7 protein-coding genes, 1 tRNA gene and 1 pseudogene are annotated in these 13,909 nt (G+C 35.5%); 5 read left to right on the forward strand and 4 right to left on the reverse strand.

The window, feature by feature from the left end; translation table 11 throughout:
- Positions 1-4: 4 nt before the first annotated feature.
- The 3 genes from feoB to ACSHW7_RS03835 form a co-directional block, all read right to left on the reverse strand.
- On the reverse strand, positions 5-2,104 hold the full coding sequence (feoB, locus tag ACSHW7_RS03825) for a ferrous iron transport protein B (protein ID WP_435677987.1): 2,100 nt from the start codon (positions 2,102-2,104) through the stop codon (positions 5-7).
- 69 nt (positions 2,105-2,173) lie between these two features.
- Positions 2,174-2,401 (reverse strand): FeoA family protein, encoded by a 228-nt coding sequence (locus ACSHW7_RS03830; protein WP_435677988.1) that lies wholly within the window; start codon positions 2,399-2,401, stop codon positions 2,174-2,176.
- 104 nt (positions 2,402-2,505) lie between these two features.
- On the reverse strand, positions 2,506-3,204 hold the full coding sequence (locus tag ACSHW7_RS03835; RefSeq protein WP_435677989.1) for an SCO family protein: 699 nt from the start codon (positions 3,202-3,204) through the stop codon (positions 2,506-2,508).
- A gap of 345 nt (positions 3,205-3,549) precedes the next feature.
- Here ACSHW7_RS03835 and rseP point away from each other — a divergent pair, with 345 nt between their 5' ends.
- Complete coding sequence (rseP, locus tag ACSHW7_RS03840; RefSeq protein ID WP_435677990.1) at positions 3,550-4,863, forward strand: RIP metalloprotease RseP; 1,314 nt, start codon at positions 3,550-3,552, stop codon at positions 4,861-4,863.
- 369 nt (positions 4,864-5,232) lie between these two features.
- Here rseP and ACSHW7_RS03845 read toward each other — a convergent pair whose 3' ends face one another.
- Positions 5,233-6,282: an AI-2E family transporter gene (locus ACSHW7_RS03845; RefSeq protein ID WP_435677991.1), complete on the reverse strand. Its 1,050-nt coding sequence runs from the start codon at positions 6,280-6,282 to the stop codon at positions 5,233-5,235.
- A gap of 665 nt (positions 6,283-6,947) precedes the next feature.
- Here ACSHW7_RS03845 and ACSHW7_RS03850 point away from each other — a divergent pair.
- From ACSHW7_RS03850 to ACSHW7_RS03865, 4 genes and pseudogenes are all read left to right on the forward strand, one after another.
- A pseudogene (locus ACSHW7_RS03850) lies at positions 6,948-8,338 on the forward strand (sugar porter family MFS transporter).
- Positions 8,339-8,476: 138 nt separating this feature from the next.
- Positions 8,477-8,550, forward strand: a tRNA-Asn gene (locus tag ACSHW7_RS03855).
- Between the two features lie 174 nt (positions 8,551-8,724).
- On the forward strand, positions 8,725-11,991 hold the full coding sequence (locus ACSHW7_RS03860; protein WP_435677992.1) for a hypothetical protein: 3,267 nt from the start codon (positions 8,725-8,727) through the stop codon (positions 11,989-11,991).
- Positions 11,960-13,909: a transglutaminase-like domain-containing protein gene (locus ACSHW7_RS03865; RefSeq protein ID WP_435677993.1), complete on the forward strand. Its 1,950-nt coding sequence runs from the start codon at positions 11,960-11,962 to the stop codon at positions 13,907-13,909. Before ACSHW7_RS03860 ends, ACSHW7_RS03865 begins: the two co-directional genes overlap by 32 nt.

Here is a 13,909-nt window from a genome sequence, read left to right on the forward strand (position 1 = left end):
ATTTTTACTTTAACCACTGGTAAGCGCCAAGTGCTACAACATAAGCAATTGCCGTCATTACTACTAATTGCCACATAGGCCATTTCCAGCTGTTTGTTTCTCGTTTAACAATAGCGAGTGTACTCATGCACTGCATAGCAAATGCATAGAATAATAATAATGAAACGCCACTCGCAAAATTAAATAACGGGGTTCCTAAAATAGGATTTACCTCTGCAGCCATTCTGTTTTTGATGGTCTCTTCCTCGTCACTCCCCACGCTGTAAATAGTGGCGAGTGTTCCCACAAATACTTCTCTCGCAGCAAATGAGCTTACTAACGCAATCCCAATTTTCCAGTCGTAACCCAAAGGTCTTACGGCAGGTTCAATAAATTTCCCCACATGACCAATGTAGCTATTTTCTAATTTGAAAGAGGCAATTTGAGTCTCAATGTCTTCTTCGGAAATGTTATTCTCAATATTTTCTTGTCTAACGATTTCTGAAGCATTATTAAAGTCGCCCGGACCGTAAGAAGCTAACACCCAAAGTATAATTGAAATCGCCAGAATTATTTTACCTGCTCCAAAAACAAACGATTTCGTTTTTTCGAGTACCGTTATCCCCACATTTTTTAATAACGGGAGCTTATAGTTTGGCATTTCAACCACAAAAAAAGTTTTACTTCTAATCTTTAAAACCTTATCTAACAACCAAGCTGAAACGATTGCAGCGCCAAAGCCCAACAGATACATAAACATTAAAGTCAATGCTTGTAAACTGATTATTCCCAGCACTTTTTGTTCAGGAATTACTAGTGCAATAATGATGAGATAAACGGGCAATCTAGCCGAACACGTTGTAAATGGAGTTACGAGAATGGTAATCAATCGTTCTTTCCAGTTTTCGATATTTCGGGTGGCCATAATCGCTGGGATGGCACATGCGGTTCCTGCAATTAGCGGAACAACACTTTTACCACTCAAACCAAATCTTCGCATCACGCGGTCCATTAAAAAAACCACGCGACTCATATAACCGCTCTCTTCGAGAATGGAGATAAAGAAGAATAAAAATGCAATCTGTGGTATAAATATCACAATGCCACCAAGCCCGGGAATAATGCCTTCACTAATAAGGTTTGTAAAATCACCAGCGGGAAGATTATTTTTTGTCCATTCACTAAAAGAGGCAAAAGAGCTGTCAATGAATTCCATTGGGTAGCTACTCCAATCAAAAATGGCTTGAAAAATGAGTAATAAAATAGCAAAGAAAATAACGTATCCCCACACTTTGTGCATGAGTACGCGGTCTAATCTGCCTCGTAAATCTTTTGCGTTTGCGCTGTCAATGGTGAGCGTTTCTTTAAGGACGCCGTTGATAAATTGGTAGCGCGCAATGGTTTCCTTTTGCTGTAAACGTTTGAGGTTGCTACTGCTTTCGGTTTGAAACGAAGCAACTCCTTTCATTTCTTTTCGGTCTAATTTTCCGAAGTTAACATCCTGCGTAATTACGAGCCAAAGTTTATACAAATCCTGATTTGGAAATGCTTTTCTAAGTCGGTCAAAATATTCCGGCGCAATAACCGAAGCATTTAAACTTGGCTTGGTCGAAATCATTTTATGGTTGATGATGAGTTCTTTCAGTGTGTCAAAACCCTCATTTTTTCTAGAACTAATCAAAGCTATTTTAGTTTCAAGACGCTGTTCTAATTGATCAATGTCTATAGAAATTGCTTTTCTTTTCATCCTGTCTGCCATATTGATGGCGAGGATGGTCGGGATTCCTAAATCTTTAATTTGTGTAAAGAGGAGGAGGTTTCGTTTTAAGTTTTCAACATCGGTAACTACGATGGCAACATCTGGGAAATCTTTGTCATTTTTATTGAGTAATAACTCGATGACCACGTTTTCATCTAGCGAAGAAGCGTTTAAACTATAAGTACCAGGAAGGTCAAGAATATGTGCTTTTACGCCGCGTGGAAGCTTACAAATCCCCTGTTTCTTTTCAACGGTGATACCGGGATAATTACCCACTTGTTGGTTTAACCCCGTCAATCTATTAAATACCGAAGTCTTCCCAGTATTTGGGTTTCCTATAAGTGCAACGTTGATTTGTTTAGCCATACTTCGACTCCGCTCAGTAACCTGGCAAAGTTATTCCGGGGTTCGGAATTTTTAATATTTTATAAATTTTTATTCAATAATCTCAATTTCTATCTGCGCCGCGGTCTCTTTTCTAATCGCGAGATGACTTCCATTTATATTTAAATACAATGGGTCTTGAAACGGTGCAGTTTGCACCAGCTCGACTTCATTACCGGGAAGGCATCCCATTTCTAGCAACTTTAAAGGCACTATATCCACAGAAAATTCTTTTATAATTCCCCGTTGGCCTTTTTTCAATGTTGCTATGGTAGCCATTTGTTATCTAGATTGATTTTAAATAAGCAAAAGTAACGGAAATTTTATTTACTGAATTAGGAATTTGAAAGAGTTTTCTTATTTCTGAAATGAGCAACCTTTTATTAATAACGAATCAATCCAAAAAAAAGCGACTTTTTTCCTTCGTTTTGAAGTATTTCAATATCGTTTAAAACCTTATCCATGTCTTCTTCAATGGTACCATCGTAAAAACCACGGATACGTTTTTGTCTGTCCACGAGCACAAAATTTTCTGTGTGGACCAGGCCGAGCGGGTCGCCGGGATTTTCTTTAGCAGCTAGGTATTCCTTGCGCGCTAAATTGTAAATTTCTAGTTTATCTCCTGTGACAAGATTCCATTTGCTATCATCTACTCCTTTTTCAATTGCATATTCTTTGAGGCGTTGGGGTGTATCATATTCTGGCATTACGCTGTGAGAGAGAAGGAGAACTTCAGGGTTGTTTTTAAGCTTTTCTTGCAATTGTTCCATGTTGTCCGTCATGATGGGACAGATGGTTTGGCAGGTAGTAAAAAAGAAATCGGCTATATAAATTTTACCTTCGTAATCTGCTTGAGTGATGGTTTTTCCGTTTTGGTTGGTAAGACTGAAATCACCCACGGTGTGGTATTTTTTTTGATGCTGAATGGATGGATCTACCATTTCTGCATTGACTTTTGAAGGTTGGTAGATGGGTAAAACTTCGACAGGTTTTAAAATGGTGTAAATGATGCTAATCGTGATGACTGAAAGCACCAATAAAACAACGGCTAACAACTTATATTTTGAAAAAAACTGAAGCATGTTTCGGTTTTTATAATTTCAGCAAAATTACTACCTAAAACTTATTTTTAAGGCTTTAGACCGTTAATGTTTTATTAGAAATGGATTATGATTTTAAAATTTCCGAAGCAAATCTTCGTCTTCAAAATGATATTTTTTAAACCGCGTTGATTGCATTACTTTTGTGCGTTAATCTTAAAAAGAGCCCTGCATTATGGCAGTCGTGTAATTTAGGGTTCGGTTTTTGAATTATTGTAAAATTAAAAATCAAGATCCCGCTGAAAAGCAGGATTAGTTCAACTTACATTTTTGAGCACTTTGACAATGTTGAATTCTCAAAAATGAGTTTCACTAAAAAAATTATATATGAGTCCATTTGCAGTTAAAGCAATACAGTTATTGTTGAGCTTATCCCTATTGATCGTTTTGCACGAATTGGGACATTTTATTCCAGCCAAATTATTTAAAACGCGTGTAGAAAAATTCTTTTTATTCTTTGATGTAAAGTTTGCGCTTTTCAGCAAAAAAATAGGCGAAACAGTTTACGGTATAGGTTGGTTGCCGCTGGGTGGTTATGTGAAAATAGCTGGAATGATAGATGAGAGCATGGATAAGGAGCAGATGGCAAAACCACCGCAGCCTTGGGAGTTTAGAAGCAAGCCAACATGGCAACGTTTAATCATTATGCTTGGTGGAGTTACGGTAAATATTATTGTAGGTTTTTTAATTTACATCTGCATTTTAGGGTTCTATGGAAGGGATATCACAACAAACGAGCAATTGCCCAACGGATTTGCGGTTGACCAATCGTTTAAAGAAATGGGCTTTGCAGATGGGGATAAAATTTTGAGTGTTAACGGTGAGGAATTTAATAATGTGACCCAGATCAATAAATATCTGTTTCTAAGAGATGTAAATACAATTGAAGTTTTACACGCCGATGGAACTAAGGAAACAATCACCATGCCAGAGGATATTGGAACAACGATGTTTCAAAATGATGTTTTAAGACCTTTTAGTGCTCGTAATGAACCTATCATCAAACAAGTGGGTGAGGATTATCCTGCGGAAGCTGCAGGGTTTAAAGTGGGCGATAGAATAGAGAATGTAAACGGAACGCCTATTACATATTGGCATGATTTTCAAGAAGCAGTTAAGGCTAATGGATTAAAAGAAAACACCTTTATCGTTGAGCGCGATGGTTCTTTAGAAACCATTAAAGTGACCCCAAATGAAGATGGTGTTGTGGGATTAAATACCATAAATAAAACGATTAGAGAACACTACAGTTTTGGCGAAAGTATTACGGGCGGTATTAGCTACGGAATAGGGATTCTGGGAGATTATGTGCGTCAATTTAAATATGTGTTTACGAGTAAAGGAGCTTCGCAAGTGGGAGGTTTTGGAGCAATAGGCAACTTGTTCCCTGATACTTGGGATTGGTTGAGTTTTTGGGAAACTACCGCGTTGATTTCAATCATTCTTGCTTTTATGAACATCCTTCCTATTCCTGCACTTGATGGAGGTCATGTAATGTTTTTACTATACGAAATGGTAACGGGCAGAAAGCCTAACGACAAATTTATGGAGTACGCGCAAATGGTAGGTTTCTTCCTTTTAATCGGGCTCGTATTATTTGCAAATGGTAACGATATTTATAGGTGGCTGTTTAAGGGCTAGCCTTTTGCTTTAAAGAGTTTAATTGACCCAATTAGGCTTTGTTGTTTGATTTGGTTTTTATTTGTTGATTAAATATACATGTATATTGGCCATTATATCTAAAAAAACTTCGCCATAAAAAACCACATTCCTACTTTTCATTGCAGCAAAATCAGCACTCGGTAGGTTGTTATTTGGTTATGACACCGGTGTTATAAATAGCGCCTAATTTTATTTGAGTAAGTACTTTGACTTAAGCGATGCTTTGAAAGGTTGGATTGTGGGTAGTGCTCTCATTTGATGTTTTGTTGGGGCTGTCGTTGCAGTAACCTTGAGTATTAAAATATGTTTTGAGCATTTTTTGATTACTATAATTGATAAAAGTATTCCTCAATCCCCTTTCCCTATCAAATTTGCATATGCATCCAAAGACGGAACGTGTTTAACAATAACGTGAACTATTCCCAAAATAGGAATAGCGATAACCATTCCTATAACGCCCCAAAGTAAATTGCCTAAGATAACTGCGAGGATAACAAAAAACGGGTTGATATCCACTTCATCACCAACCACATATGGTTGTAAAATGTAACTTTCTACAAATTGTGTAATGGTAAACGTAATAATGATACCTATTAAAATCCCGATTTCGCCTTGAGTTAAGTAGCCAAATATAAGAGCAAGTAAAAAGCCAATAACGTTTCCTAAATAAGGGATTAAGGTCAATAAAGCTGCGATGAGTGCTACGAAAACAAACGAATTTACCCCAGATACTCCTAATCCAATTGCATAGAGCACTGCTAAAATGGCTATTAATTTAAACTTACCTACCAAATATCCTTGTGCCACATCTGTTATTTCGTTGAGGGTTTTTCTGGTTTTTTCTTCTTTGCCAAATACTGAAACGAAGAATTGTTTAAATTGAGATTTATAACTTAGAAAAAAGAAAATGTAGATAAAAACTAATAAATACTGTCCGAAAAAGCCAGTAGCATTGGAAACAAAAGAAATAGCATTTTTACCTACAGAGGCATTTAATAATTTGATATCATTTAATTTTTTCTCCAATGAATCCATTTTTTCATCGGTCACAGGTGTATTTTCCGTAAGAAAGTCAGAAGCCTGTTCAATTTTGGGAATCATTGTTTCTTTAATTTGACCCCATTGCTCAACAATACTGTTTACCTGTGCCATCACTAACCAAAAAAACAATCCAGAAATTATCATTAAGAGCAAAGTGCAAACTATAGCCGATAACGATTTACCAGCTCCCCAAGATTTTAATATTTTCATTACTGGAAGCAACAATAATGATAAAATTACTGCAATCGTTAATGGTGCTAAAAAGGTTTTTGCTTCAATTAAACCCCAGGTCAAAAAGAAAACTGCGATAATTAGGGCTGTAAATTTAAAAAGAAAATTATTTGATGTGGCTGCCATACTTTTATGAATAATAAATGTTAAGATAATTGAAAAACCGAGAGTTTTAAAAATATTAATGGTTTTTAATTAACGGTAACACATTTCTTTTTATCAGCTACTTTTTACGGATAGAAAAAACCGTACGAGCTTTAGTCTCGACTCGAACTATTTAAAGAAGGATTTAGGGATGACTTTGTAGGAGTGAGTTCCGTAAAAAAAGCCCTCGCATTTCTGTGAAAGCTTCTTTTCGCTTCTCTTCTTGGGCTCGAACCAAAGAGTATAATATGTTGACTTTAATTAGTTTTACAACTTGCTAATTTTTTTTTGGTCTTTTTGTAAGCCTATTTTTGATTTTAAATTCCAAAAAGGAAAAATAGTATGGAAAGTTGATATGGGACTTTATCAAATAATTATTTTATGACTTTAATTTATGGATTAAAACAACCTGTTGTTTAATACGCTAGACTTATGGCATATAACATATTTCATTTTTTAATATTGAAAATCATTAATTATGTAATATTTCAGCAATTAATTCAAATGCGTTAAATAAATACTGAAAAGAGTTAAATTGAAAAAATAATTGAATCGTAACAATGAAATATCTAAAATAGATTTTTTCATTAATTTATAGTTATAAGAATATCCCATCTTATATAAAGGGTTTTAAAACATAAACCATCATGAAAAAAAGTGTATTCCTATTACTCATTGCAGCTATATCAGCATTAGGCGGATTGTTATTTGGTTACGACACCGGTGTTATAAATGGCGCACAATTTTATTTGAGCAAATATTTTGATTGAGCGATGCGCTCAAAGGATGGGTCGTGGGTAGCGCTCTGTTAGGTTGTTTTGTGGGTGCTGTTGTTGCGGGAACTTTGAGCATTAAAATAGGGAGGAAATATTCTTTAATCATCTCGGCTATTTTCTTTACCATCTCTGCGCTAGGTTCTGGGCTGCCGGGATTTTTGCCCGAAACTATTTCAACATTAGTAGTGTTTAGAATTATTGGCGGATTAGGAATAGGCATAGCATCCATGAATGCCCCAATGTATATTGCTGAGATTGCACCAAGTTCCATACGTGGCAAAATGGTCACTTATTACCAACTCGCCATTGTTATAGGATTCTTTAGTGTTTTTTTAGTGACGTATTTTATTGGGAATAACCTTTCGGTTGAAGAGAATATTGAGTTTGGATGGCGAAGGATGTTTTGGTCAGAGTTAATTCCCAGTGGGTTGTTTTTAGCGCTGTTATTCTTTATTCCAAAGAGACCAAGATGGTTATGCCTCAAGGGCAGAAATGACGAAGCATTAAAAGTTTTAAGCAGTCTTCAGGATGAGGAAAATGCGAATCACGCTTTCACGGAAATTTTAGCTTCATTAAAAAATGAGAATGTTACAGTTGCCAAAACCAATTACTTTTCGAAAGCGATATTAGGAATTATAATAATTGGAACCGTGCTCTCTATGTTGCAACAGTTCACAGGGATTAATGCAGTGCTTTATTATGGTGCCGATATTTTTGAAAAAGCCTTAGGTTTTGGGCAAGAAGATGTTTTGAAACAGCAAATTTTATTGGCTTTTGTCAATGTCATTTTCACGTTTATAGCAATGTATACTGTAGATAAATTGGGCAGAAAACCGCTTATTTACATAGGAGGGGTAGGAATGATTGTTGGGTTTTTAATGCTGGGAATATCATTACAACAGGAGGCTGTAGGGGTAGTTTCGTTATTAGGGATTTTAGTGTTTATCGCATCGTTTGCATTATCTATGGGGCCAGTAGTTTGGGTATTATTGTCCGAAATGTTCCCAAATATAATACGAAGTGTGGCTATGTCTGTTGCCGTTGCCGCCCAATGGGCGGCAAATTATGTAGTGTCACAATCTTTCCCTATCGTTGTGGGCAGCGAGACCAATAACAGCGCATATTGGAATGGGTCACTGCCATATTACATTTTCATCTTTTTTATAATCATTATTTTATTCGTCACTTATAAGTTTGTCCCTGAAACAAAGGGTAAAACCTTGGAAGAAGTAGAAGGTATCTGGGATAAAAGAGTGGGTTGAAACTTGAGAAAAACGCTGTTAGAATTTAAGCATAAAAAAATGAATAAAAATTTCTCTTAAAGTTTTTGCAACAGATTAAAAATAATTTATATTTGCATCCGCTAAAAGGGTAACACCTTTTAATTTTCTATATGAAATTCCTCTTTAGCTCAGTTGGTTAGAGCATCTGACTGTTAATCAGAGGGTCCTTGGTTCGAGTCCAAGAAGAGGAGCTTAGCGAGAACAAGCCTTTACAGAGATGTAGAGGCTTTTTCTATTTGGGTGGGTCAAACCTAGGTGAAACATTCCAATTTTCTTCTGAAATGAAAATTACCCTACTCAAATTTTTTCAAAAAAAAGTATAGAAATTTTTATGCAGATTGAATAAATCTTTTTTAATTGTAAATATGAAACACATTAATTTTTTGTTGCTTGTATTTACAACGAGCATACTTTTAGCCCAAGAGAAAATCGAATTTGTTGAATTTGATGAAATCGTTGAGATTGTCAATAAGGAAGAAGAGGCAGGTAACTACGCAAAAGCAGTTGAACTGTTAGATAAAATAAAAAAGAACGATACTGCGTATTGCACGGCATTGTCCGTAAAATCATATTACCTTCTTTTGGACGAAAAGCACGACGAAACTTTGGCTACTGCAAACCTAGGACTTTCTTCAAAATGCTATGAAATTGATAATGTTTTTTATATCAATAAAGCTGCAACATATATTAATACTAAAAATTTTGAGGAAGGACTAAAAGTAGCCGAAGAAGGACTCAAACGTTTTCCATTAAATAAACAATTAAATTACAATAAAGCATTTTGCTTGGAAGAATTGGGTCGCATAGGCGAGGCTTCAGATGCTTACAAAAAGACTATCCTCGTAGATCCGCTTGACGGCGCGGCACATCTTAAACTGGGAAATCTCTGTTTCAAACAGGAGCTCATGACACAAGCGCTTATGTGTTTCAATATGTATGTCATGCTTAATGCTGGTAAGTCCGAAATTTCAGCAATCATAGAATCGTTAAACGATGTGGTTGCTTCGAAAAACACAAATACCGCAGATCCAAAAATTACCATTTCAAAAGACGATAAAAGTTTTGGAGACATTGATTTGATTTTGAATCAAAAAATAGCATTGAACAAAAAATACGATACTGGTTTTAAATTAGACCTTGCCATTGTAAAGCAAAATCACGCGATGATGACCAAGCTTTTGGACTACAAAGGCAAAGATGGATTCTGGGCTAGAAAGTATGTTCCGTTTTTTAAGTGGGTGATGGAGAATGATAATTTTGATTTGTTTACCTACACTTCTCTGTTAACAATTGAAGATTCCAAAATTCAAAAAATCATTAAAAAGAACGAAAAAGAAATTGCTGAATTTATTCCTGCATTTGTTGACAAATGGCAAAGTATTTTAGCCGAAAACGGTAATAGCTATTACTACAATAACGGGTATGTCCAAGGAGTAGGTTCTTCAAGCGTTAGCGAGCCTATTGGAGAATGGAACTATTATACAGAGGACGGACTTTTTTTCCTAAAAGGAAATTATAATGAAAATTCCAATAGAGACGGCACATGGACTTGGTATTATCCCTCAGGAATTGTAAAAGAAACTGCAATTTATAAAGATGGTAAAAAGGATGGTGTAAATACGATATTTCATGACGACGGGAAAAAATATATAGAAGCAGAACTAAAAGATGATTTTTTAAACGGGAAGTATACTATTCATTACGAAAATGGCGCACTACTTAGAACAAACACTTTTAAAGATGATAAACTTGAGGGTCCTTATAAGGCATATTTCCGAACAGGAAAAGATGCTATTGAATATGATTTATCGTACAAAAACGATTTGATCGAAGGCAAGTTTATTGAGTATCATTCAAATGGTAACGCTTTTAAAGAGCTTACCTATAAGGAAGGAAAAAAATCAGGATTGGAAACCACTTACAGACCTTTAAAAGAAAAAGCCGCAGAAATAACGTATGTAAATGATACTGCCGAAGGCCCATATAAACAGTGGTTCTCTAATGGAAATGTAAGCGAAACGGGAAGTTACTTAAATGACGAACTCAACGGCCCTTGGATAAGCTATCATAGCAACGGAACGGTTGAAAACGAACATGTTTATGAGAATGGTAAAATTGACGGATCTTCAAAAATTTATAATAGAGATGGTTCGCTTTTAGCAGATTATACGTATCGCAAAGGTGAAATTATTGCCTATAAGTTTTATGACCGGGAAGGAAATATTATAAAAGAAGACAAAAAACGTGGAGGCGAATTTTTCTACGAATCTTTTACTGCGGAGGGACTTCCCAAAGCAAAAGGACTCTATGATGTAGAAGGAGGAAGAACTGGAGAATGGACTTTTTTTTCAGATAAAGGAGTCAAAGAGTCTGTGGGAAATTATGTAAATGATAAAGCAGTTGGAGAGTACACTCATTTCTACCCCAATGGAAAAGTAAAGAGCAAAAGCGACTATAAAGAGGATGTGATTGATGGGTACTATATAGAATATCACAACAATGGACAGATGAATTCTCAAGGATGGTATTTTAATGGGAATATGCATGGCGAATGGCGCTTGTATTATCCAGATGGCAATTTGAGTTACATATATTTCTATCAAGCGGGAAATTTGCAAGGTGAACAAATATCGTATGGTGTTGATGAAAAAATAGAGCGCGTTTCGGTCTATGACGAAGGAAATCTTATCAAGGAAAAATTATATAATGAGGCAGGAAAAATGTATCAAGAAGTAGATTTTTTAAAAAACTCAGACAATTATACGGTTACCATCAATCACTTTAACGAAACCCCAAGAATAGTCATTACATATAAATATGGCGTAAAGGATGGTCCTTATAAAGAGTTCACTTTTGACGGAAATAAAAGAGTGGAAGGTGCTTACATTAATAATTCTCAGCAGGGAAGATGGACTTGGTTTCATCCAAGTGGTAAAATTGAATCTGTGCAAGATTATGTTCTAAATCAGCGCCACGGTAAATATTTTGATTACGTAGAAGATGGAACGCTCATAGGCGAAGCCAATTATATCTATGATAATTTAGATGGCGAGTATTTGTCTTTCTACGACAATGGTAAAATCCGTACAAAAGCAACATATGCAGAAGGCAAAAGGGACGGTCAATTTATTTCGTATTCCCCAAAGGGAAACATCGGTCTTATTCGCGTGTACGATTACGCTCGTATCGTAGGATATACGTATCTTGATAGCGGCGGAAATGAAAAACCCATTACCCCAATTGTAAAAGAAACAGGTAAAATAAAATCGTATTTCCCCAACGGAAACATTTCAAGAGAAATGGAATACGTAAATGGAATGCTAGAGGGTACTGCGTCAACCTTTACCGAAGATGGAAAACCATTGTACGTAACCGAATACAAATTTGATGACCGAAACGGTATAGATATTGAGTACTATTTAAACGGAAATTTAAAATACGAACAACATTACGTCAATGATATTCGCCACGGAATATCAAAAAAATACCACGAAAACGGAAAGCTTAAAGAGCAATGTGATTATAAATATGGGAACAAAGAAGGCGAATGTTTGGTATATGATGAAAGTGGTAAACTGCTTAAAAAAGAATATTATTTTAATGGAAACATCACAAAAATTGAAAATCAATAAGCTGCAACTAGCTCTCCTCTTTTTTCTTTGTGTAGGGGTATTTGCCCAAGCTCAAGAAAGTGAAGATTTTATAAAGTTTAAAGAAATGTATCCTGAGGCGAGAGCCGTGAGATATAACCAAGAAAGTAATGTCGATATCTCCATAGATGCTAATGACATTGCAATAACCCAAGAATTTATAGAGGAAGATATTTACCTCAACGATGCAGCAACCTTGGGTTCGAAAGAAACTTTAAGCTTTTCTTCTTTTTTCGAAATGCAGGAAATTGAAGCCTCTGCTTTCAATTTTTCAAACGGAAAATACCGTGAAGAAGAGGTGACCGTTTTCAACGAAAAAGATGAACTTGACCAGTCGTTTTATGATGATTCTAAATCCATTAATTTTATCTATGACAATCTTAAAAAAGGGTCAAAGACACGACTAAAATATAGCGAGAAAGTAAAAAACCCGCGTTTTTTGAGTCCATTTTACTTCGGAAATGTATATCCCATAGCTAATAATAAAATTACAATAAAAGCAGACAAGGATATTAAACTTCGGTTTTTGCAGTTCAATATGGAAGGGCTTGACGTTACATTTGATAAAACAGAAAAGCGTGGCAATTTTATCTATACTTGGGAAGTTAAAAATGCAAAAGAGTTTGATTATGAACCTGGCACGCCTTCCTTTAAAACTATTTTACCGCACATCATTCCAGTGATTACGTCATACACCGTAAAAGGCGAAGAAATTTCGGTACTTGGTGATGTTGCAGATTTATACAGTTGGTATGCAACAATGGTAAAAGATGTCAATACACAAGAGAGCAGCGAGGAATTAAAACAAGTAGTTGCATCGTTGACAGATGGTTTAGATTCAGATTTGGAAAAAGTGAAAGCTATCTACTATTGGACGCAGCAAAACATAAAATACATCGCTTTTGAATATGCGCTGGGCGGCTTTATCCCAAGGGAAGCAAATGATGTTTTTAATAAAAAATACGGCGACTGTAAAGACAATTCGAGCATCTTAAAAGAAATGCTTAAAATAGCTGGCCTAAAAGGAAATTTAACCTGGGTAGGCACCCGTTCTATTCCCTATAAATATCAAGAAGTCCCTACTCCTTTAGTGGATAATCACATGATTTTATCCTACCGAAACGGAAGCGATATTTATTATCTTGATGCTACCGGAAGATTTACGCCTATTGATTTTCCTACCTCATTCATTCAAGGAAAAGAAGTACTCATTGCAAAGGACAACACCACATTTGAAATTGCACAAGTGCCAATAATAGCACCTGAAAAGAATGCACATAAAGAAACAACGGTGCTATCGTTGCAAGGAAATAAATTGGTTGGAACTTCAAATGCAGTTCTTTCTGGCTATGTAAAAACCGATATGTTCAACGATTTAGAACGCATAAAGTCAGATTCCAAAAAGAAAGAATATTACAAGGCAACATTTGAAAAAGGAAATAATAAATTTATCATTGATGCTATCGAGGAACGTAATATGTTTGAATACGATTCAGATCTTTTGGTGCAGTACGATTTCAGCATTGAAGATTATGCAAGAGTGCTTGGTGATGAAATTTACATCAACCTAAATCTCAACGATTACCTCTCATATTTTAAAACTGAAGATGACAGAAAATTGCCTATTGAATATGAATATCAATCGCTTTTTACGTACAAAACGACGTTCAATATTCCAGAAGGTTATACCGTAGAGTATCTACCAGAAAATGTATTGCTCAATAATAATTATGTTTATTTTTCTATCAATTATACCTTAGAAGGAAATCAAATTATTTACGAAATTAAAAATACCCAAAACTTTTTAACGCTGGATGTAGAGCAACAAAAAGAGGTCAATTCATTAATAAAAAAAGCAGCAAAAGCACAAAAAGAAGTGGTTGTGCTAAAGAAAATATAA

The sequence above is a fragment of the Patiriisocius sp. genome, assembly GCF_051252435.1.
Classification (GTDB): domain Bacteria; phylum Bacteroidota; class Bacteroidia; order Flavobacteriales; family Flavobacteriaceae; genus Patiriisocius.

Excerpts from the sequence above, each read along its gene's own strand:
- feoB (WP_435677987.1), bottom strand. The coding sequence starts at position 2,104 with ATGGCTAAACAAATCAACGTTGCACTTATAGGAAACCCAAATACTGGG.
- ACSHW7_RS03830 (WP_435677988.1), bottom strand. The coding sequence starts at position 2,401 with ATGGCTACCATAGCAACATTGAAAAAAGGCCAACGGGGAATTATAAAA.
- ACSHW7_RS03835 (WP_435677989.1), bottom strand. The coding sequence starts at position 3,204 with ATGCTTCAGTTTTTTTCAAAATATAAGTTGTTAGCCGTTGTTTTATTG.
- rseP (WP_435677990.1), top strand. The coding sequence starts at position 3,550 with ATGAGTCCATTTGCAGTTAAAGCAATACAGTTATTGTTGAGCTTATCC.
- ACSHW7_RS03845 (WP_435677991.1), bottom strand. The coding sequence starts at position 6,282 with ATGGCAGCCACATCAAATAATTTTCTTTTTAAATTTACAGCCCTAATT.
- ACSHW7_RS03860 (WP_435677992.1), top strand. The coding sequence starts at position 8,725 with ATGAAACACATTAATTTTTTGTTGCTTGTATTTACAACGAGCATACTT.
- ACSHW7_RS03865 (WP_435677993.1), top strand. The coding sequence starts at position 11,960 with ATGGAAACATCACAAAAATTGAAAATCAATAAGCTGCAACTAGCTCTC.